This is a genomic window from Microbacterium sp. NPDC088619, assembly GCF_044752825.1.
GTDB lineage: Bacteria > Actinomycetota > Actinomycetes > Actinomycetales > Microbacteriaceae > Microbacterium.
In genome coordinates, this window is record NZ_JBIVLZ010000001.1 from 2,794,305 (window position 1) to 2,815,308 (window position 21,004).

The 21,004-nt window shown below is 69.5% G+C and carries 19 protein-coding genes; 8 read left to right on the top strand and 11 right to left on the bottom strand.

Annotated elements, in window-relative coordinates:
* Positions 1–6: 6 nt before the first annotated feature.
* Complete coding sequence (locus tag ACIP5T_RS13515; RefSeq protein ID WP_400864065.1) at positions 7–708, bottom strand: NRDE family protein; 702 nt, start codon at positions 706–708, stop codon at positions 7–9.
* A 70-nt stretch (positions 709–778) separates the two neighbouring features.
* Here ACIP5T_RS13515 and coaBC point away from each other — a divergent pair, with 70 nt between their 5' ends.
* Together coaBC and ACIP5T_RS13525 are read left to right on the top strand one after the other, a co-directional pair.
* Complete coding sequence (gene coaBC / locus ACIP5T_RS13520) at positions 779–1,993, top strand: bifunctional phosphopantothenoylcysteine decarboxylase/phosphopantothenate--cysteine ligase CoaBC (RefSeq protein ID WP_400864068.1); 1,215 nt, start codon at positions 779–781, stop codon at positions 1,991–1,993.
* A 64-nt stretch (positions 1,994–2,057) separates the two neighbouring features.
* Positions 2,058–4,280: an ATP-dependent Clp protease ATP-binding subunit gene (locus tag ACIP5T_RS13525; protein WP_400864070.1), complete on the top strand. Its 2,223-nt coding sequence runs from the start codon at positions 2,058–2,060 to the stop codon at positions 4,278–4,280.
* A gap of 77 nt (positions 4,281–4,357) precedes the next feature.
* Here the strand turns inward: ACIP5T_RS13525 and ACIP5T_RS13530 are convergent, their stop codons facing one another.
* Positions 4,358–4,945, bottom strand: a complete 588-nt coding sequence (locus tag ACIP5T_RS13530) for a nitroreductase family protein (RefSeq protein ID WP_400864072.1) — start codon at positions 4,943–4,945, stop codon at positions 4,358–4,360.
* A 134-nt stretch (positions 4,946–5,079) separates the two neighbouring features.
* Positions 5,080–5,988, bottom strand: a complete 909-nt coding sequence (locus ACIP5T_RS13535) for a LysR substrate-binding domain-containing protein (RefSeq protein ID WP_400864075.1) — start codon at positions 5,986–5,988, stop codon at positions 5,080–5,082.
* 147 nt (positions 5,989–6,135) lie between these two features.
* On the opposite strand from ACIP5T_RS13535, the gene ACIP5T_RS13540 reads away from it, so the two are divergent.
* On the top strand, positions 6,136–9,615 hold the full coding sequence (locus ACIP5T_RS13540) for a proline dehydrogenase family protein (protein ID WP_400864077.1): 3,480 nt from the start codon (positions 6,136–6,138) through the stop codon (positions 9,613–9,615).
* Between the two features lie 86 nt (positions 9,616–9,701).
* Here the strand turns inward: ACIP5T_RS13540 and ACIP5T_RS13545 are convergent, their stop codons facing one another.
* The 6 genes from ACIP5T_RS13545 to ACIP5T_RS13570 all read right to left on the bottom strand — a co-directional run bounded on the left by ACIP5T_RS13545 (position 9,702) and on the right by ACIP5T_RS13570 (position 16,317).
* Positions 9,702–10,799 carry an ABC transporter permease gene (locus ACIP5T_RS13545; RefSeq protein ID WP_400864079.1) on the bottom strand — a complete coding sequence of 366 codons (1,098 nt, stop codon included), beginning with the start codon at positions 10,797–10,799 and terminating at the stop codon, positions 9,702–9,704.
* Positions 10,796–11,692 carry an ABC transporter ATP-binding protein gene (locus ACIP5T_RS13550; protein ID WP_400864082.1) on the bottom strand — a complete coding sequence of 299 codons (897 nt, stop codon included), beginning with the start codon at positions 11,690–11,692 and terminating at the stop codon, positions 10,796–10,798. The genes ACIP5T_RS13545 and ACIP5T_RS13550 overlap by 4 nt, the downstream gene beginning before the upstream one ends.
* Positions 11,693–11,850: 158 nt before the next feature.
* Positions 11,851–13,053 carry a hypothetical protein gene (locus tag ACIP5T_RS13555; RefSeq protein ID WP_400864085.1) on the bottom strand — a complete coding sequence of 401 codons (1,203 nt, stop codon included), beginning with the start codon at positions 13,051–13,053 and terminating at the stop codon, positions 11,851–11,853.
* A 66-nt stretch (positions 13,054–13,119) separates the two neighbouring features.
* Complete coding sequence (locus ACIP5T_RS13560; protein WP_400864088.1) at positions 13,120–14,292, bottom strand: benzoate/H(+) symporter BenE family transporter; 1,173 nt, start codon at positions 14,290–14,292, stop codon at positions 13,120–13,122.
* A gap of 25 nt (positions 14,293–14,317) precedes the next feature.
* Positions 14,318–15,022, bottom strand: a complete 705-nt coding sequence (locus ACIP5T_RS13565) for a response regulator (RefSeq protein WP_400864091.1) — start codon at positions 15,020–15,022, stop codon at positions 14,318–14,320.
* Positions 15,019–16,317: a sensor histidine kinase gene (locus tag ACIP5T_RS13570; RefSeq protein WP_400864094.1), complete on the bottom strand. Its 1,299-nt coding sequence runs from the start codon at positions 16,315–16,317 to the stop codon at positions 15,019–15,021. The genes ACIP5T_RS13565 and ACIP5T_RS13570 overlap by 4 nt, the downstream gene beginning before the upstream one ends.
* A gap of 109 nt (positions 16,318–16,426) precedes the next feature.
* Here ACIP5T_RS13570 and ACIP5T_RS13575 point away from each other — a divergent pair, with 109 nt between their 5' ends.
* The 3 genes from ACIP5T_RS13575 to ACIP5T_RS13585 are packed head-to-tail and all read left to right on the top strand — an operon-like array spanning position 16,427 to position 17,828.
* Positions 16,427–16,831, top strand: a complete 405-nt coding sequence (locus tag ACIP5T_RS13575) for a VOC family protein (RefSeq protein WP_400864096.1) — start codon at positions 16,427–16,429, stop codon at positions 16,829–16,831.
* On the top strand, positions 16,828–17,145 hold the full coding sequence (locus tag ACIP5T_RS13580; protein ID WP_400864099.1) for a winged helix-turn-helix transcriptional regulator: 318 nt from the start codon (positions 16,828–16,830) through the stop codon (positions 17,143–17,145). Before ACIP5T_RS13575 ends, ACIP5T_RS13580 begins: the two co-directional genes overlap by 4 nt.
* 56 nt (positions 17,146–17,201) lie before the next feature.
* Positions 17,202–17,828 carry a dihydrofolate reductase family protein gene (locus tag ACIP5T_RS13585; RefSeq protein WP_400864101.1) on the top strand — a complete coding sequence of 209 codons (627 nt, stop codon included), beginning with the start codon at positions 17,202–17,204 and terminating at the stop codon, positions 17,826–17,828.
* A 13-nt stretch (positions 17,829–17,841) separates the two neighbouring features.
* Here ACIP5T_RS13585 and ACIP5T_RS13590 read toward each other — a convergent pair whose 3' ends face one another.
* Both ACIP5T_RS13590 and ACIP5T_RS13595 read right to left on the bottom strand, forming a co-directional pair.
* Positions 17,842–18,651 carry a Cof-type HAD-IIB family hydrolase gene (locus ACIP5T_RS13590; RefSeq protein ID WP_400864103.1) on the bottom strand — a complete coding sequence of 270 codons (810 nt, stop codon included), beginning with the start codon at positions 18,649–18,651 and terminating at the stop codon, positions 17,842–17,844.
* A gap of 5 nt (positions 18,652–18,656) precedes the next feature.
* Complete coding sequence (locus ACIP5T_RS13595; RefSeq protein ID WP_400864105.1) at positions 18,657–19,505, bottom strand: exodeoxyribonuclease III; 849 nt, start codon at positions 19,503–19,505, stop codon at positions 18,657–18,659.
* A 37-nt stretch (positions 19,506–19,542) separates the two neighbouring features.
* Between ACIP5T_RS13595 and pyrE the strand changes: the two genes are divergently transcribed.
* Positions 19,543–20,103, top strand: a complete 561-nt coding sequence (gene pyrE / locus ACIP5T_RS13600) for an orotate phosphoribosyltransferase (RefSeq protein WP_400864107.1) — start codon at positions 19,543–19,545, stop codon at positions 20,101–20,103.
* On the top strand, positions 20,100–21,002 hold the full coding sequence (locus tag ACIP5T_RS13605; protein WP_400864109.1) for an ROK family protein: 903 nt from the start codon (positions 20,100–20,102) through the stop codon (positions 21,000–21,002). The genes pyrE and ACIP5T_RS13605 overlap by 4 nt, the downstream gene beginning before the upstream one ends.
* Positions 21,003–21,004: the final 2 nt, after the last annotated feature.

Sequence of the window (21,004 nt, forward strand, 5' to 3'; positions counted from 1 at the left end):
GTGCGCTCAGTGGTTCCAGTGCCCTGGGCTCGGGAGTGCGCGGTAGTCGACGTCGGCCCCGTCGGGGGTGACGGCCGCGGTGCAGTACAGCAGCGACTGGGTCGGATAACCGTGCGGACGGTTGTCGCGGATGATCGCCCGATCGTCTTCAGGGTCGAGCCGAGCGGAGGAGGCGAGCAGCGATGTCCATTCGCCGGTCCAGTCAATGCTGTCGCCGGTCGCGCCCAGAGCGCGGAACTCGGGGAGCCACGCCGCGATCCGGGGAGTGTCGAGGTCGTCGAGGTCGTCGTGCGCGATCATGTGGATACCGTCGCCGAGGGCCGTCTCGCGCAGCTCTGCGCCGTCCCAGCTCAGCACGCGCGCTCCCTCCGGCCGCACCTCGAGCAGGTTGAAGCCGTGCATGGGAAGTGGAGCCACCGGGGAGCGTCCCATGACCGATTCGAGGGCGAGCGCACCGCGTGAGACGGCGACGTCTGCCGCGAGATCGACGACGTCGGCGCGGTTCAGCAGCACTGCGAGTCGCCGCTCGGCGGCGTTCACCGCGAGCCAGGCGCCGCCCGCCCGCCGGTCGCGGATGCCCGAGACGCCGGGGTAGGCATCGGGCCACCACTCGCCGAGGGCATCCCACTCGCGCTGCGGGTCTTCGTCTCGCACCGCGAGCAGCCGCGCGGTCTCGGGGCCGGCCACATCGATCACCACGGTGCACACGGGATCCAGTCTAGAAGTGGGTCGAGCAGTCTCGGGCCCGCGGCCTCGGATGCTGGGGCAGAATCGAACCGTGAACATCGTCGTCGGGGTTACGGGTGGCATCGCCGCATACAAGACAGTGCACCTGGTGCGTCTGCTGACGAAGGCGGGGCACGATGTGACCGTCGTGCCGACCGAGGACGCACTCCGATTCGTCGGCACGCCCACGTGGGAGGCGCTCAGCCGGCATCCCGTCACGACCAGCGTGCACGACGACGTCGCCCGGGTGCGACACGTCGCGCTGGGCCAGGGGGCCGATCTCGTGATCGTCGCCCCCGCGACGGCCAACTCGATCGCGAAGATCACCGCGGGAATCGCCGACGACCTGCTCGGCACCACGCTGCTCGCCACCGAGGCGCCGGTGCTGCTGGCCCCGGCGATGCATGCCGAGATGTGGCGCAACGCCGCCACGCAGGCGAACATCGCGACGTTGAGATCCCGTGGGGTGCACCTCGTCGGGCCGGCCGACGGCGAGCTCGCCGGCGGCGACAGCGGACCCGGCCGCATGTCTGAACCCGAGCAGATCTTCGAGGCGGCCCTCGCCCTGCTCGCGCCGCGCGATCTCGAGGGGCTCCAGGTGGTCGTCTCTGCGGGTGGCACGCGAGAGCCCATCGACCCCGTGCGGTTCCTCGGCAACCGGTCGAGTGGTCGGCAGGGCGTCGCGCTCGCCGCGGATGCCGCAGCGCGTGGTGCGGAGGTGACGGTGGTCGCGGCGAACATCTCGGCCGATGTGCTGGGCGACGCTCGGCATCCGTCCATCCGCGTCGTCCCGGTCGCGACCGCGGCAGAGCTCGCCCACGCCATGAAGGAGGCCGCGCCGGGGGCCGACATCGTGATCATGGCGGCGGCTGTCGCCGACTACCGCCCTGCGACGGTGTCGGAGCACAAGCTGACGAAGGAGCAGGGCGTGCTCACGCACCTCGACCTCGTCGAGAACGAGGATGTCGTCGCCGCCCTCGCCGGCGCCCGCGCCGATGGTCGCGCGCCGCAGGGTCAGACGATCGTCGCCTTCGCCGCCGAGACCTCGGAGGATCCTGCCGAGCGTCGCGAGCGTGCTCGCCGCAAGAGGGAGCGCAAGGGCGTCGACCTGCTCGCGGTCAACCTCGCGAATGCCGACCACGGCTTCGAGAAGCGCGACAACGCGGTCGAGATCGTCGGAGGGGGTGGCGCTGTCGTGGCATCCGCGTCAGGCTCGAAGCACGAGGTCGCACGAGCGATTCTGGATGCCGTGCGCACAATGCGCTAAACTTGAGTCAAGTCCACTCAACTTTGTGGATCTCGATCAGAAGGAGTCTTCCCAGGAGGAGCACATGGCCAGCCCACAGAGCACGCAGAACGACGACCAGCAGTCCGCCCTCGAGCAGTTCGGCATCAACCTCACCGACCGCGCCCGACAGGGCAAGCTCGACCCCGTGATCGGGCGAGACAGCGAGATCCGTCGAGTCAGCCAGGTGCTCACCCGACGCACGAAGAACAACCCCGTGCTGATCGGCGAGCCCGGCGTCGGAAAGACGGCCGTGGTCGAGGGGCTCGCTCAGCGCATCGTCGCCGGCGACGTCGCCGAGTCGCTCAAGGACAAGGAGCTGGTGTCGCTCGACATCTCGGCTCTCGTCGCCGGAGCCATGTACCGCGGACAGTTCGAGGAGCGGCTGAAGAGCGTGCTCAAAGAGATCACCGAGTCCGATGGGCAGATCATCACCTTCATCGACGAGCTGCACGTGCTGATGGGCGCCGGCGGTGGCGAAGGCTCGGTGGCGGCGTCGAACATGCTCAAGCCCATGCTGGCCAGGGGCGAGCTGCGGCTGATCGGCGCGACGACTCTCAACGAGTACCGCGAGTTCATCGAGAAGGATGCCGCGCTCGAGCGTCGCTTCCAGCAGGTCTACGTCGGCGAGCCCACGGTCGAGGACACCATCGCGATCCTCCGAGGCCTCAAGGGACGGTACGAGGCGCACCACGGGGTGACGATCGCCGACAGCGCACTGGTCGCCGCCGCAGCGCTGTCGAACCGCTATCTGCCCGCGCGGCAGCTTCCCGACAAGGCGATCGACCTGATCGACGAGTCGATGTCTCGGCTCAAGATGGAGATCGACTCCTCTCCCGTCGAGATCGACCAGCTCAAGCGTCAGGTCGACCGCATGAAGCTCGAAGAGCTCGCTCTCAAGCGCGAGAAGGATGCCGCGTCGAAGGAGCGACTCGCGGCTCTTCGCGAGCAGCTCGTGGGCATGGAGGCGCAGCTGGCCGAGCTCGAAGCCCGCTGGGCGCGCGAGCGCCAGGGCCTGAACCGGGTCGGCGACCTCAAGAAGCAGCTCGACGACGCGATCACGCAGCGCGACCTCGCCATGCGAGAGGCCGACTACACCCGTGCCTCGAAGCTGGAGTACGAGACGATCAAGCGCCTCGAGCGCGACATCGCCGAAGCCGAGCAGGCCGAGGCCACGGTCTCGACCGAGGGGCGCATGGTCAACGAGCAGGTCACCGACGAGGACATCGCCGCCGTGATCGCCGCGTGGACCGGCATCCCCGTCGGCCGCCTGCTGCAGGGCGAGAGCGAGCGGCTGCTGCACCTCGAATCCGAGCTCGGCAAGCGCCTCATCGGGCAGAAGGACGCCGTCAAGGCGGTGTCCGACGCGGTCCGACGTTCGCGTGCGGGCATCAGCGACCCCGGTCGCCCGACCGGATCGTTCCTGTTCCTCGGGCCGACCGGTGTCGGGAAGACCGAGCTGGCGAAGGCCCTGGCCGACTTCCTGTTCGACGACGAGCGCGCCATGGTGCGCATCGACATGTCGGAGTACGGCGAGAAGCACTCGGTCTCCCGTCTCGTCGGCGCCCCTCCCGGATACGTCGGCTACGAGCAGGGCGGGCAGCTCACCGAGGCGGTGCGGCGGCGTCCGTACAGCGTCGTGCTGCTCGACGAGGTCGAGAAGGCGCACCCCGAGGTGTTCGACGTGCTGCTGCAGGTTCTCGACGACGGTCGTCTGACCGACGGCCAGGGGCGAACGGTCGATTTCACGAACGTCATCCTGATCCTGACGTCGAACCTCGGTTCGCCGATCCTCATCGACCCGACGCTGTCGCCCGACGAGAAGCGCGAGCAGGTGATGGCCCTCGTGCACCAGGCGTTCCGGCCCGAGTTCCTCAACCGTCTCGACGACATCGTGATGTTCTCGGCGCTCAGTCAGGACGACCTGGCCCAGATCGTCGAGCTGTCGATCGATCAGCTGCACGATCGCCTGCGCGATCGGCGGCTCACCCTGGCGGTCACGCCCGATGCCCGGTCGTGGCTCGCCGAACGCGGCTACGACCCGATGTTCGGCGCCCGCCCGCTGCGGCGCCTCATCCAGACCGAGGTGCAGAACAAGCTGGCCACCGCGCTGCTCTCCGGCGGGGTGCACGACGGCGACCTGGTGAGGGTCGATGTCGCGGTCGACCGCGCCGGACTGGTGCTGACGTCGACCTCGCCTGAACCCGAGCCCGACCTCGGTTCCGGAGACGACGACGAGGTGATCGAAGCCGAGCTGCTCGACGAGTAGGACCGGATACGACAAGAGGGGCGGATGCTGTCGCATCCGCCCCTCTTGTGTGCTCCCTGATGGGAGCGACTGCAACGTCAGGCGCTGAGGATGACCGTCTCGCCGATCGGGCGGCGCACGCGCGGTGCGGTCTCACCCTGCTGGAGGCCCTCGGGAAGACCGGCGGCGTCGCCGTACTCGCCGACGGCGATCACGGTGATGGCGGAGAATCTCGGCGACAGGTCGGCGAACTCGCGGATGACCTCGGGGTCGAAGCCGCTCATCTGGTGCACGAGGAGACCCTCGTGGTGCGCCTGCACCGAGAAGTGCGCCACAGCCTGGCCGAGGTCGTAGACCGCGTGGCTGATGGCCTTGCCCTCTTCGGACTCGGTCTCGGCGATCGCGACGACGAGCGCCGACGCCTTCGAGGCCCAGAGCTGGTTGAACTCGACCAGCGAGTCGACGACCTGATCGAACAGCGCGGTGCCGCGACGAGCGACGATGAAGCGCCACGGCTGCAGGTTGTAGGCCGACGGCGACCAGCGCGCGGCCTCGAGGGCGGCGTTCAGCTTGGCGTCGTCGATCGTGTTCTCGGCGTCGTAGGCGCGGGGGCTCCAGCGCCCGGCGAGGACGTCGAGGACGGGGTGCTCGGTGGGGGCGGTGCGGTCGATCACGGGAGTGCTCACGGAAGTGCCTTTCGGAAAGGAGTCGATCGGACTCCTTCGTCCGGGTACGAGGATCTCAACAGATGCATGTGAATGCATATTCCCGATGACGTCGCGTGACATCGTCTGAACGTCGATGACGCAGGCGGCGGGCGTCAGTCGAGCAGGTTGCGGGAGGCGGCGGACGCGAGCGCTCGCCGCACGGCCCGGATCGACGGCGCTGCCGCGGACACCCGTCGAGCCGAGGAGAAGATCTCCCGACGCGGCTCGTCCGGCAGGGACGTGAGTGCCACGGTGGGGGCCTCGCCCGCCCACACGAGTTCGGGCAGCAGGCCGACGGCGAGGCCCGCGCGGATCAGACGCACGTGCGCGGTGAGGTCGGCGACCTCGAAGCGCACATCGGGTTCGAACCCGGCGGTGCGGCACAGCTGCTCGGCCCATGCCCGCGACGCGGTGCCTGCGGGCTCGAGCACCCAGGGCTCGTCTCTCGTCGACCACAGAGCCGCGACCGCATCCGCCGTCTCCCGCGTGCCCGGCTGCCGGGCCAGGGCGATCGAGTCGTGCACGAGCACCACCCTGTCGAGGTCGGCATGGATCGGGCGGGTGCGGCCGGGGTACTGCTCGGCGAGGATCAGGTCGAAGTCGCGGCTCGACACGCCCACGAGCCCGGTCTCGGGGTCGCTCTCGGTCACCTCGACGCGGAGGGCCGGATGCTGCTCGCGCAGCGCGTTGAGCGCACCCGGCAGCAGGGAGTGCGCCGTGGACTGGAAGACGGCGATGTGCACCGTTCCGGTCACCTCGGTCAGAGACTCCGCGACAGCCACCTCGGCGTGCTCGAGCTGATCGAGGATGCCGATGGCCTCCGCCACGAGCACGTTGCCCTGCGGGGTGAACTGCACCCCGCGTCCGACCCGGCGCAGCAAGGGGACGCCGACGTCGCGCTCGAGCGCGCTGAGCTGCTGAGACACCGAGGCCTTGCTGTAGGAGAGGGCGTCGGCGACGGCAGAGAGGGTTCCGCGACGAGACAGCTCGACCAGCATCCGCAGGCGGTTGACGTCGAGCATCGGCTCTCTTTCTCGATGACGCGGATCGTTCACTCTGACTGAACAGAAAGCTCGCGAATCGGTTGATAGACGTAGCCTACTCGCGCGCCTGACAATGATCGAGCCGCACACGTACCCGGGTGTGCGATCCCCCTGGAAGGTTCCCCGATGACTGTCGCCGCCGACACCACCACCCCCGACACGACGCCGCGCACCGAAGAGGTCGCGGCCCTCGTGCAGCGCTGGCTCACCGAGAGCGAGACGCACCCCGTCGAGCCCGCCGCGCAGCGCCTGTCCGAAGTCCTCAAGGACCCCAACGGGCTCGCCTTCACCGTCGGATTCGTCGACGGCGTGATGCGTCCGGAAGACCTCAGCGTCGCCGGCCGCGCGCTCGCCGACCTCTCGGACATCACCCCCTCGCTGCTGCCCGGATACCTGCGGGCCGCCATCAAAGCCGGCGGCTTCTGGGCGCCGAAGCTGCCCGGCGTCGTCGTGCCGATCTCGCGCCGCGTGCTGCGTGCGATGGTGGGGCACCTCGTGCTCGACGCGACGCCGTCGAAGCTGGGCCCCGCGATCGCGAAGCTGCGCAAGAGCGGAAACCGCCTGAACCTCAACCTGCTCGGCGAGGCCGTGCTCGGTGAGCGCGAGGCCGGTCGACGCCTGCAGGGCACTTACGACTTCCTCGCCCGCAAGGACGTCGACTACGTGTCGATCAAGGTCTCCAGCGTCGTCAGCCAGCTCTCGATGTGGTCGTTCGACGAGGCCGTGGCCGACGTGGTCGAGAAGCTCACGCCGCTCTATGAGCTCGCAGCGAGCTCGGAGGCCGCGGGCAAGACCAAGTTCATCAACCTCGACATGGAGGAGTTCCGCGACCTCGACCTGACGATCGCGGCGTTCACCAGCATCCTCGACCAGCCGGGTCTCGAGAACCTCGAGGCCGGCATCGTGCTGCAGGCCTACCTGCCCGACGCCCTCGGCGCGATGCAGCAGCTGCAGGAGTGGGCTGCCGCCCGTCGGGCGAAGGGCGGAGCACCGATCAAGGTCCGCGTCGTCAAGGGCGCGAACCTCGCGATGGAAGAGGTCGACTCCAAGGTGCACGGCTGGCCGCTCGCCACCTACGGCACCAAGCAGGATTCCGACACGAACTACAAGCGTGTGCTCGACTGGTCGATGACCCCGGAGCGACTGGATGCCGTGCGCATCGGCGTCGCGGGACACAACCTCTTCGACATCGCGTACACCTGGCTGCTCGCCCAGGCGCGCGGAGTGACCCATGCCGTCGAGTACGAGATGCTGCTCGGCATGGCGACGGGCCAGGCAGAAGCCGTCCGCAAGGACGTCGGTCGGCTGCTGCTCTACACACCCGTCGTGAACCCGGCCGAGTTCGACGTGGCCATCGCCTACCTCGTGCGCCGTCTCGAAGAGAACGCCAGCCCCGAGAACTTCATGTCGGCCGTGTTCGAGCTGGCCTCGGACCCCGCGCTGCTGACCCGCGAGCGCGAGCGCTTCGAGCGTTCACTGGCAGGTCTCGAGGCCGACCGTTCCGTGCCCTCGTCGAATCGCGTGCAGGACCGTGCCGCTGAGGCGGCAGCACAGACGGATGCCGCCACCGCCGGCTTCGAGAACCAGCCCGACAGCGACCCGGCGATCGCCGCGAACCGTGCCTGGGGTCGCGAGATCCTCGCGCGCTCCGTGGACTCGACGCTCGGTCTCGACTCGATCGCCCTCGCCAAGGTCGAGACGACCGACGAGCTCGACGGCATCTTCGCCGCCGCATCCGCCGCCGCCACTCGATGGGCCGCGCTGCCCGCCGCCGAGCGCGCCGCCGTGCTGCACCGGGCCGGTGATGAGCTGGCCGCACGGCGCGGTCAGCTGATCGAGATCATGGCGCACGAGGCGGGCAAGACCATCGCCGAGGCCGACCCCGAGGTCTCGGAGGCGATCGACTTCGCGCACTACTACGCCGAGCGCGCCCTCGACCTCGAGAACATCTCCGGCGCCGAGTTCGTGCCGTCGAAGGTGACCGTCGTAACCCCGCCGTGGAACTTCCCGGTGGCGATCCCGGCCGGCGGCGTGCTCGCGGGTCTCGCCTCGGGCTCCGGCGTGATCATCAAGCCCGCCAAGCTGACGCAGCGCTGCGGCGCGGTCATGGTCGAGGCGCTGTGGGCTGCCGGAGTGCCGCGCGACCTGCTCGCACTGGTCGACCTCGCCGACCGCGACCTCGGCACGCGCCTGGTCGCGAGCCCCGAGGTGGATCGCGTGATCCTCACCGGTGCGTATGAGACGGCGCAGCTGTTCCGCTCGTTCCGCTCCGACCTGCCGCTGCTCGCCGAGACCAGCGGCAAGAACGCGATCATCGTCACGCCGTCGGCCGACCTCGACCTCGCGGCCGCCGACGTCGCGCGCAGCGCGTTCGGCCACGCCGGTCAGAAGTGCTCGGCGGCGTCTCTCGCGATCCTCGTCGGCTCGGTCGCCGATTCGAAGCGGTTCGAGCGTCAGCTGGTAGATGCCGTCACCTCGATGCGCGTCGGTCTGCCCGAGGACCCGGCCACCCAGATGGGGCCGATCATCGAGCCGGCGAACGGCAAGCTGCTCACCGCGCTGACGACCCTCGAGAGGGGCGAGCGCTGGCTCGTCGAGCCGAAGAAGCTCGACGACGAGGGCAAGCAGTGGACGCCCGGCGTCAAGATCGGCGTCGCACCGGGGTCGACCACGCACCTCACCGAGTTCTTCGGACCCGTGCTCGGCATCATGCACGCGAAGGACCTCGACGAGGCGATCCGCCTGCAGAACGCCGTGGACTACGGCCTCACCGCCGGCATCCATTCGCTCGACTCCGACGAGGTGGCGACCTGGCTCGACCGCGTCGAGGCTGGAAACCTCTACGTCAACCGCGGCATCACCGGGGCGATCGTGCAGCGTCAGCCCTTCGGCGGCTGGAAGCGGTCGGCCGTCGGTGCGGGTGCCAAGGCCGGTGGGCCGAACTACCTGTTCGGTCTCGGCGAGTGGGCTCCGGCCGAGCTCCCCGCAGCGGCGCCCGGAGCAGCGGTGAACTCCGCTGTCGACGCGGTGCTCAGCGCGGCCGGCTCCGACCTCGGTGCCGTCGAGATCGAATGGCTGCACCGCGCGGCCGCGTCCGACGAGCGCGCCTGGGTCGACGAGTTCGGCGCCGTCAGCGACAAGTCGGGCCTCGGGGTCGAGCGCAACGTGTTCCGTTACCGTCCGGTCGCGGCCGACGTGCGCATCGCGGAGGACGCTCCGCTCGCCGACGGCATCCGTGTGATCGCTGCGGCTCTGCGCAGCGGCAGCCCGTTCACGGTGTCGGCATCGGCTCTGCCTTCTCGGGTGGAGAAGGCGCTGCGTGCCCAGGGTGTCGCCGTGACGAACGAGAAGGATGCGACCTGGGTCAAGCGCTTCGCCAAGGCTGCGGCGAAGGCCGAGCACAGCTGGCAGCGGGTGCGCCTCGTCGGTGGCGACGCATCCGCTCTGTTCGAGGCACTCGGCGGAACACCCGATGTCGCCGTGTGGTCGCATGCCGTCACGGGCGCGGGCCGCGTCGAGATGCTGCCTTTCCTGCACGAGCAGGCCGTGTCGATCACCAACCACCGGTTCGGAAACCCCACCGCCCTGTCGGACGGCCTGCTCTGACCCTGCTCGCGCCCCGCTTGACGACGAGGCCCCACCCCGCAGATGTCTGCGGGGTGGGGCCTTGTCGATGGAGGGGGTCTCTGCGGTCAGCCGCGCAGCGCCTCGCCGAGCTTGACTCTGCTGCCCATGCGCAGCAGCGAGTTCTCGTAGATCTTCGCGCCGATGATGATCGCCGCGACGCAGCTGGCGAGCAGGATCACCAGGCTGAGCAGCGGCTCCCACCACTGCGCCTCGCCCACGAACAGTCGCATGGGCATGCCGACCGGAGCCGAGAACGGCACGTACGACATGATCGTCAGCACCAGCGGGTTGTCGTTGAAGATGATCACGAGCACGTACGGAGCCATGATCAGCATCGTGATGGGGGTCGTGGTCGAGCCGATGTCCTCCTGACGCGAGACCATCGATGCGGCGGCGGCGAACAGCGCCGCGAGCAGGATGAACCCGAACAGGAAGAACACGGCGAACCAGATGATCGGGGCGCCGAGCGTCGACAGCACCTCGCGTTGGCCGGTGGCTATCAGCCCGATCGTCGCGACCGCGGCCAGGGCGAGGATCTGACCCATCGCGAGGATCGTGTTGCCGATGACCTTTCCAGCGAGCAGCGTGCGCGCCGAGATGGTCGACAGCAGGATCTCGACGACGCGGGTCTGCTTCTCTTCGACGACGCTCTGGGCGATCGTGCCGCCGAAGGTCGCGGCCGCACCCATGAACACGATGCCGAAGGCGATCGCGATGAAGTATCGCAGCAGCGGGTTCGTCGTGGCCGGCTCGAGGATCTCGATGTCCGGCGCCTGCGAGAGCGCCGACACGAGACTGGTCGGAGCGTCCTTGAGAGCGATCACGGTGAACCCGGTCGCGCCGTCGCCGGGGAGGACCGCGGCATCGACCTTCTCGGAACGCACGAGCTCTTCGGCCGCGGCCTGGTCCGCCACCTCGGTGATCTCGACGGCGGGCAGGGCCGACACGACGGATGCCGTCTCCGAGGTCACGGCCACGGGCATCGCATCGGTGTTCTTGCTCGCGAAGCCGCCGATCACGATGCCGGCGAGGGCGATGAGCAGCAGGATGCCGGTGGAGATCAGGAAGGCCTTGCTGCGCAGCTTCGAGCCGATCTCGCGCTCGGCGACGAGCCAGATCAGCGATGCCTGCGACGTCGAGCCGGTGGTGTGCGAGGTGCTCACTGGATGACCTCCTTGAAGATCTGGGCGAGGGACGGATGCTTGGGTGCGAAGCTCGCGACATCGCCGCGTTCGACGGCGGTGCGCAGCACGCGCTGGGCGGTGTCGACGGTGTCGGCGTCGAACAGGGCGTAGCCGCCCTCGAAGTCGACCACGGTGACGCCGGGCTCGGCGCGCAGCCAGCCGGCATCCCCGGCCGAGACGAGTTCGTACCGGCTTCCGGCATGCTGTGCGCGCAGCCCGTCACGGGAGCCGGACGCGCGGATCGTGCCGCCGGCGAGGATCACGAGGTCGTCGCAGAGCCGCTCCACGACGTCGAGCTGGTGCGACGAGAACAGGATCGACGCGCCCTTCGCGGCGCTCGCCTGCAGCACCGACGCGACCGCGTCGACCGCGAGCGGGTCGAGACCCGAGAACGGCTCGTCGAGGATCAGCACCTCGGGGTCGTGCACGAGCGCTGCGGCGATCTGCGCGCGCTGCTGGTTGCCGAGCGAGAGCGACTCGATCGTGTCGTTCAGGCGCTCTTCGAGCCCGAGCTCGGTGAGCAGTGCCGTGGCTCGCGTCGTGGCATCCGTCTTGCTGAAGCCGTGCAGACGGGCGAGGTACACGATCTGGTCGAGCACCTTCATCTTCGGATACAGGCCACGCTCCTCGGGCATGTACCCGAAGAGGCGGCGGTCGGCGCCGGTGAGCGGTGTGCCGTCGAGCTCGACGCGTCCGCCGTCGGAGCTGAGAAGCCCGAGGACGATGCGCATGGTCGTGGTCTTGCCGGCGCCGTTGCCGCCGACGAACCCGGTGAGGCGCCCGGGGGACACCTCGAACGAGACGTCGTCGAGCACGCGCCGAGAGCCGTAGCTCTTGGTGATGCCGGTGAGTACGAGCTTTCCTGTGGTCATGACCTCACGCTATGGCGCGGTGCTCGGCCTCGGCATCCCCCCTGTGGCGGATCTGTGAGGGGGATCTGCGAGTGTCCCGCGTGGCCGGCAGTCAGCCGTGCGGGGGAGTGCGGGAGAGTGCGGGGGAGAGCGGGGGAGAGCGGAAGACGGCGAGGCGCTCAGCGCAGGAACAGGACCGAGAAGATCCCGAGCGCGAACGGCGCCATGGTGACGACGAACGTGACGCCGAGGATGATGGCGACGATCAGCCAGGGGCTGCGTCGCTTCAGGCGCTGACCGGGCGGCGCGACGCCGATGGGCGGAGGCGTCAGCATCCCCGGCGGAGCCGCGAACGGCAGCGCCGGGGCGGCGGCCGGCGCGGAACCCGCAGCGGGCGCTGATGTCTGGGCGAACCCGGGATGCTGGGCGGCGAGCCGCAGCCGGTCGTCGCGCCAGCGCGCCCACTGATCGAGCTTCGTGAGCAGTGCCCCGACCGCGCCGAAGAGCCACGCCCACGTCGCGGGGTCGAGCGTCGAGAGGCTGCGACGTGAATAGAGGAAGAGCCAGTCATCGACGATCTCGACGTCGAGCTGCGCCGCGTGGTCGATGAACCGCGCCATGACATCGGGGGTGAACAGATACAGGGCGTCCACCTCGTATCCGGTCGGACAGTACAGGGAGAAGTACCGGTCGAAATCTCCCTCGAGCGAGAGCCGCTGGTCGTTTCTGAACGCCGACGCGAGGGTGCTGCCGAGGGTGTTGTTGCCGAGGGCGTCGAGGACGATGTTCGGCAGCGGCACGTCGAGCTTCACCGCGACGTACCCCCAGCGATGGGTCGTCGACTGCTTGCCGTTGCTCGTCGTGTACTGGTAGTTGCCGAACTCGACGAAACGCGGTTCGACCCCACGCAGCACGTCGGTCGACATGCGGCTCGATCCCGACGAGAAGATCATGCCGGGCAGCGGTGGGGCGTCGATCCTCTCGATGTAGCTCATCGCGTTCGCACCGGCGAAGCGCGCGAGGCGGAACCGGGTGAGATTGCGCAGGCGGATGCTGCGGCGCACGAGCATCACGATGCCGACGACGAGTCCTGCGAGAAGCACGAGACCGACGAGGGCGGCGATGGCGACCCCGGCCTCCTGGCCGAGCGCGTAGCCGAGCCCGAGGATCATGATCGCGAGCACCGGCATCACGCACAGCAGCGCGAATCCGGCGACCACCCACGCGACGATCCGGCCGGCCGACAGGGGGTTGGCCGCGCGCTGCGCTCGGGCGAAGGCATCGACCTCGGCGGGGTTAACCGGGTCGAGCAGCGCGCGTGCGTCGAAGAATCCGGCTGGCGCGCCGGCCGACGGCGCAGGAGCAGGCGTGGGAACTGTCACGCGTCCACGGTAGCCGAGGGCACTCCGTGCGGTGTCAGGACCGTGCGGTGTCAGGATCGTGCGGTGTCAGCGACGCCCGGCGTGCAGCACCGTGCGCACGACGAGGCCCGCGACGAGAGCCCAGAACGCTGCGCTGACTCCCAGCACCGCGATGCCGGATGCCGCGACCAGGAAGGTCACGACCGCGGGGATGCGCTCGCCGGGATCGTCGATCGCCTGCTGCACGGAAGACCCGAAGGCCGCGAACAGCGCGAGCCCTGCCACCGCGGGGATCACCGCCTCGGGAGCCAGCAGCACCAGCGTCGCGAAGGCCGCAGAGAAGCCCCCGAGCACCAGGTACGAGACACCGGTCGAGACCCCGGCGACCCAGCGGCGCTTCGGATCGGGGTCGGCGTCGGGTGAGGCGGCGAGGGCTGCGCTGATCGCCGCGAGGTTGATGGCATGGCCACCGGCCGTCGCGCCGAGCGCGGTTCCGACACCCGTCACGAGCATCGAGGGTCGCCAGGGAACCTCGTAGCCGAAGCTGCGCATGATGGCGATCCCCGGCACGTTCTGCGAGGCCATCGTGACGATGAACAGCGGCAGCGCCAGACCGACCAGGGCGCCGACCGTGAAGGTCGGGGCGGTGAGCTCGATCCTGGGCACCAGGAGCCCGGCGTCGACTGCTGAGCGTTCCTGGATCAGCGAGACCGCCACCACGACCGCTGCGGCGACGAAGGCGAGCGGCACGGCCCACCGCGGCGCGAGGCGTGCGAAGACCAGCCACGTCAGCACGACGGGAACCACGCCCCACGGGTTCGCCACGAGTCCGGTGATCGGTGCGAGACACAGGGGCAGCAGCACTCCGGCGAGCATCGCCTGCGCGATCGACGGCGGGATGCGTGCGATCAGCGCTCCGAGTGCCGGCCAGAGCGCCGTGAGCAGGATGAGCGCGGCCGCGACGAGGAAAGCCCCGACGGCGGCCGACCATCCGCCGTCGACCACTCCGGTCGCGGCGAGCAGGGCTGCGCCGGGGGTCGACCAGGCGACCGTGATCGGCATCCGATACCGCCAGGCGAGCACGATGCAGGCGAGTCCCATCGTGAGGCTGACGGCGAGCAGCCCGCTGGCCGCCTGCGCGGGCGTGGCCCCCACGGCGCCGAGACCCGTGAGCACGACGGCGAACGAACTCGTGAATCCGACCAGTGCGGTGACCACCCCGGCCAGGACCGGTCGGGAGAGAGGTGCGGCTTCGGGCATGGATCCGAGAGTATCGGGGTCGGCGTTACGTGAGACCCATCCGGTGCGCGAGCACGACGGCCTGCACGCGGTCGCGCGCACCGAGCTTCTGCAGGATGCGTGAGACGTGCGTCTTCACGGTCGCCTCTCCGATGAACAGGGCTGCGGCGATCTCGGCGTTGCTGCGGGCGTCAGCCAGGAGCGCGAGCACCTCGGCCTCGCGGTCGGTGAGCGGGTCGAGCAGCACGGGCGGGGTGACCTGCGCCGGCGCGACGGTCGGTGACGATGCCGGCGCGGATGCCGGTGCGGACGCCGTCGTGAATCGAGCCAGCACCCGGCGCGTCACCTCGGGCGCCAGCATCCCGTCGCCCGCCGCGAGTGCACGGACCGCCGCGATGAGATCCTCTGCGCCGGCGTTCTTGAGCAGAAAGCCGCTCGCTCCGGCATCCAGCGCCTGGTAGAGGTAGTCGTCGCGATCGAACGTCGTCACGATGGCGATGGCCGCGCCGACACCGGGGTCGGCGACGATCCGCCTGGTGGCCTCGATGCCGTCCATGTCGGGCATCTGCACGTCCATCGTGATCACGTCGGGGTGAAGAGCCGATGCCTGCGCCACCGCTTCGGCGCCGGTCGCCGCCTCTCCGACCACCGTGATGTAGGGTTGCGTGTCGAGGATCGTCCGGAATCCGGCACGCAGCATCGCGTGGTCGTCGACGAGCAGGACTCGGATCGGCGCGTCGGTCTGGCTCATGAGGTGGTGCTCGTCTCGATCAGCGGTTCGACCGCCTCGGTCTGCGCGGCACCGGTGCCGGCCAGCGGAACGCGTGCCCGCACGCGCAGCCCTCCCGCCGGACGCGGAGCGACGTCGAGTGTTCCTCCGGATGCGGCTGCGCGCTCGCGCATGCCGAGCTGGCCGAGCCCGGGGCGCAGCACTGCCACGGCGCGGCCGGTGTTGACGACCTCGACCTCGACACTGTCGTCGTCGTAGCGCACTCGCACGTCGGCGGTGGCGCCGATGCCGGCGTGGCGGCGCGCGTTCGTGAGCGACTCCTGGGCGATGCGGTACAGATTCACGGCGACGAGCGAGGGCACGGGCTTCGGGGTGCCGATCACCGCATAGTCGGTGGGCAGCCCCGCCTCGGACGACGCGTCGACCAGAGATCGGATGTCGTCGAGGGTCACCGTCGAGGCGACATCCGTCGTCTCGCCACCAGGGGTTCGCAGGGTCTCGAGCAGCTGCCGCAGCTCATGGATCGCATCGCGCGCCGAGCCTTCGATGCCGCTCAGGATGCTCTTGGACTTCTCGGGGTCCTGATCGATCACGAGCCGGGCGGCGCCCGCCTGCACACCCATCACCGACACGTGATGCGCGACGACGTCGTGCAGCTCGCGGGCGATGCGCACCCGATCGAGTGCGACGGCCTGCGCTGCCGTCACCTCGCGCTCCTGCTCGAGCTCGGCCGTGCGCTGCTCGAGCACCGCGCGCTCCTGCGCGGCGAGCCATGAGCGCTCGCCGAAGTAGTAGGCGCCGCCGAAGTACAGCACGTTCAGCAGCAGCTGGATGAGCATGAAGGCGAGGTAGGGCGAGAGGAGACCGGCCGCCACGTCGGCCTTGTCGGCCTCCTCGATGGTCTGTCGGTACATCGTGATGATCAGCCAGACGAACATGCCGACGATGATCGAGACGCGCACGATCATCGCGGCTCGACGGTTGTTCATCCAGGCGCCCACCGTGTACAGCGACACGAACATCGCGATGTTGCCGACATAGATCTCGGGCACCTGGAAAGAGATCGCGAGGAAGTACGCGACGCAGACGGCGATCGCGACCTGCGCGGGCCAGCGGCGTCGCACGGCGAGCGGCGCGGTGACGGCGACCGCATAGACCAGCGCCGTCCACGGCTCCGCCCTGGTGTCGCCGTAGATCTCGGCCACTGTCGAGAGCGCGGCGCTCAGGACCGCGCCGACGAACATCACCGCAGCGAGCACGAGATCGCCGCGCTGCTCGCGGACGCTGGGGATGCGGGTGAACGGCGCTGCAGGCATTCCCCCACCGTAGAGCCGGGGCGGATGATGCGGCATCCCCCGCACGGGGGATCGTGCTGCCGCCGCGGAGGGTCTTGACGCCACACTTGTATTTTGCAAGTGTTAGCGCATGAGCCTCTTCATCACCTGCCCCGTCGAGAGCGTCGACCGGGCCACAGCGTTCTACACCGCCCTCGGCTGGACCCTCAACACGGAGATGTCCGATCACAACGTGTCGTGCTTCGCGATCGCGCCCGAGCAGTACGTCATGCTCGGCAGCCGCGAGATGTATGCGAGCGTCGGCGGCACGGAAGACGTGATCGGCGGCCCCGACACGCCCTCGAAGGTCACTGTCTCGTTCGATCTCGGCAGCCGCGAGGCCGTGGATGAGCTCGTCGAGCGTGCCGCGGCGGCCGGCGGGCGGGTCGGCGACACCGACGACTACTCGTTCATGTATCAGCGCCAGTTCGACGATCCTGACGGATACCACTACTCGCCCTTCTGGATGAAGCCGGACTCCGACGCGGCCTCGTGAGCGACCTCGCCTCTGCCCTCGACATCGTCGGAGCCCGCTGGGCTCTGCTGATCGTCGAGAAGCTGCTCGACGAGCCGCTGAGATACGGCGACCTGCAGCGCGATCTCGGGGTGCCGACGAACATCCTCGCGACCCGTCTGCGCGAGCTCGAAGCGGCGGGGGTGCTGAGCCGGCTGCCCCTGCGCCACAACACGCGTGCCTATGCCCTCACCGAGCGAGGTGTCGCGCTGAAGGAGGCGATCGAGGCGCTCGGACGCTGGGGCGCGGAGGTGCCGGCACCCACCGACCAGACGCCCTCCCGCGACTTGCCCTGAGCGCCTACTGTGAGGGGTGTCGTCGTGCAGGATCTCTCGTGCGAAGGAGCACTCGAATGACCGGACGCATTCTGATCGACCTCTTCATGACCCTCGACGGCGTCGCGCAAGGGCCGGGCGGCATCGACGAGGATCCGTCCGGAGGCTTCGAGTTCAGCGGCTGGCAGGCGGGGTACCCGTCGTCCGGGCTCGGACCCCAGGTGCAGCGGGGGATGCAGGGGCTCGACGCGCTGCTGCTCGGGCGCCGCACCTACGACATCTTCGCCGCGTACTGGCCGCATCACACCGACGGCCCGTCGGGGGAGATCGGCAGGCTCTTCGACCGTGTGCCGAAGTATGTGGCGACACGGGATGCCGACGTCGACCTGTCGTGGAAGGGCAGCGTCCGCGTCGGAGACGATCTCGCCGCGGAGGTCGCCGCGATGCGGGCGCGGCACGACGAGGTGCACGTGATCGGCAGCATCGATCTCGCCCACTCACTGCTGGCCGAGGGGCTGTTCGACGAGCTCAACCTCTGGGTGTATCCGATCCTGCTCGGCACAGGCAAGAAGGTCTTCGACGACGGCGCGATGCCGTCGGTGCTGCGGCTGCTCGAGCCCCCGGTCGCGGACGATGGCGGTGTGATGCTGCTGCGCTACGGACGGACGGATCAGGTGCCCGAGGTGGGGACGTTCGAGGACTGATCGGCTCGGCGAGTCAGCCGAGCATCCGCTCGATCACCCTCGCCACCCCGTCGTCGTCGTTCGAGGTGGTCGTCTCATCCGCGGCGTCCTGCACGACGTCTGCCGCGCCGGCCATCGCCACACCGTGACCCGCCCAGCGCAGCATCTCGACGTCGTTGAGGGCGTCGCCGAAGGCGATGACGTCGCGGCGGTCGATCTCGAGGTGCTCGCAGAGGCGAGCGAGCCCCGTGGCCTTGGTCACGCCCTCGGCCATGACCTCGACGAACGGGGCGCCCGAGAGCGTCGCCTCGAAGCCGGTCAGCCCGAGGTCGCGCAGCGCGTCGAACAACGCCGTCGGGGCGAGTTCCGGATGCCGGATCACGAGCTTGAGGCTGGGGGCGGCCAGCACATGATCGAGCTCGACGCCGCCCATCGTGCGCGGATCGCGCTTGTGGTCGGCTAGGTCGGCGATCTCGGCATAGCCGTGCTGCGCGACGAACGTCTCGCCGCCCTCACGCACGCTCGCGAAGAGCAGCCCGGGGATGCTGGCGCGCAGCGCCTCGGCCAGGGTGCGGATCGTCTCTGCCGGAAGCTCCTCGGCGAACAGCATCCGCCCGTCGTCGAGGTGCGTCGCATAGGCGCCGTTGCTGCACAGCGCCCAGCCGTCGAACCCCGCATCACCAGCGAGCGCGCGCAGGCCGATCGGCTGACGGGCCGTCACCGGAACGACATGGATGCCGCGTGCCCGCGCCGCGTCGAGGGCCGCGCGGGTGCGCCGCGTGACGGAGGACGAGGAGTCGAGCAGGGTCCCGTCGAGATCGGTGGCGATCAGCCGGAGGGGCACGGGAATCAGGAGAAAATCATCGGCAGGTCATCGTCGTCTTCGTCGGCGTTGCCGAGGTCGAACTCGACGACCACGGGAACGTGATCGCTGGGCTGCTCGCCCTTGCGCTCGTCGCGGTGGATCGATGCGCCGGTGACCGCATCCGCCAGCGTCTTCGAGCCGAGGATGAAGTCGATGCGCACGCCCTCGTTGCGCGGGAACTTGAGGCGCTGGTAGTCCCAGTAGGTGAAGCCCTCGGGAAGCAGCGGGCGCACGACGTCAGTGACTCCTGCGTCGCCGAACGCGAAGAAGGCCTGGCGCTCCTGCGGCGAGACGTGCGTCGAAACACCCTCGACGATGTCGGGGTCGCCATTGTCGGCGTCGAACGGGATGATGTTGAAATCGCCGACCAAAGCGAGCGGCAGATCGGGATTCGCGGCGAGCTCTGCCGCGGTCGACTGCTTGAGAGCCTCGAGCCAGTGCAGCTTGTAGGTGTAGTGCGGGTCGTCGAGCGAGCGGCCGTTCGGCACATACAGGCTCCACACCCGCACGCCGTCGACGAGCACGCCCAGAGCGCGCGCTTCGAGCGGCGCATCCGGTCCCTCATGGCCCTTGGCAAAGCCCGGCATGCCGTCGAACGCCGTGCGCACGTCGGTGATCGGCAGGCGGCTCGCGATCGCGACGCCGTTCCACTGATTCAGTCCGTGCACCTCGACGTGGTACCCGGCTTCTTCGAACGGGCCGTACGGGAACTGCTCGGGTTTGCACTTGATCTCCTGCATCGCCAGCACGTCGATGTCTTCTCTGACGGCGAACTCGACGGTGCGTGTGACACGGGTGCGGATGGAGTTGACGTTCCAGGTGGCCAAGCGCATGCGTCAAGCCTAGGGCTTGCCTCCTACACTGGATGCCGTGACCGCACTCGACGCAGACCGCCAGACCCTCCTCGACCTGATCAAGGACGAGGCGGTGTTCCACGGAGACTTCACCCTCTCGAGCGGCAAGAAGGCGACGTACTACGTCGACATGCGCAAGCTCACCCTCGACCACCGCGCGGCTCCCGCGATCGGCCGCATCATGCTCGACCTGATCGGCGACCTCGACGTCGTCGCGGTCGGCGGCCTGACCCTCGGGGCCGACCCCATCGCGAACTCGGTGCTGCACGCCTCGGTCGCCGCCGACAAGCCGCTCGACGCTTTCGTGGTGCGCAAGGAGCCGAAGGACCACGGCCGGGGCCGCCAGATCGAGGGCGCCGACGTCGAGGGCAAGCGCGTCGTGGTGCTCGAAGACACCTCGACCACGGGTCAGTCCGCGCTCAAGGCCGTCGAGGCGCTGCGCAAGGAGGGCGCCGAGATCGTCGCCGTCGCCGTGATCGTCGACCGCAAGACCGGCGCGCAGGCCGCGATCGAAGCCGAGGGCCTCGAATGGCGCGCCGCCTTCGACCTCGACGACCTCGGACTCGACCCCCAGTGACCCGCTACGCCCTGGCCGTCGACGTCGGCGGCACCAAGATGGAGGCCGCGCTCGTCGGCGATGACGGCATGCTCGCGCGGGGAAGCCGCAGCCGCCGGGCGACGGGCCGCGACGCCACTCCCGCGTCCCTCGACGAGGCGATCGCGACCGTGATCGCCCACGCTCTCTCCCGGCTCCCCGACGACGCCGAACTCATCGGCGCCGGCATCGGCAGTGCTGGTCCGATCGACCGGAACGTCGGACAGATCCTCCCCGTGAACATGCCTGCAGCCCGCGGGTACGGTCTCGCGGAGGCGGTGCGCTCCACCGCCTCCGGAATCCTCGGACGCGCGCTGCCCACTGTCTTCGGCCACGACGGAGGTGCGCTCGCGCTCGCCGAGTCCTGGCTCGGTGCCACCAAGGATGCCCGTTCCTCCCTGTCGATCGTCGTCTCGACGGGTGTCGGGGGAGGGTTCGTCGTCAACGGCGCGTACATCCCCGGCGCCACCGGCAACGCCGGGCATCTCGGACAGGTGCGTCGCGAAGGCGGGCTCACCCTCGAGGAGATCGCCTCCGGACCCGCGAGCGCCGCGTGGGCGCAGACACAGGGCTGGACGGGCGCGACCGGCGAGGACCTGGCGCGGGATGCCGCCGCGGGCGACACCATCGCCCGTGCCGCGATCGAGCGCTCGGCGAAGGCCGTCGGCGAGGCTCTCGCTGACGCGGCGACCCTGGTCGACCTCGACATGGTCGCGATCGGCGGCGGATTCTCGCGCGTGTCTACGGACTACATCGACCTCGTGCAGCAGGCGCTCACCGCGAGCGCCGCGCACGAGTACTCCCGCCGCACACGGGTTGTGCGCTCGGGCCTCGGCGACGAGGGGCCGCTCATCGGCGCCGCGGCGCTCGTCTTACGCTGAGT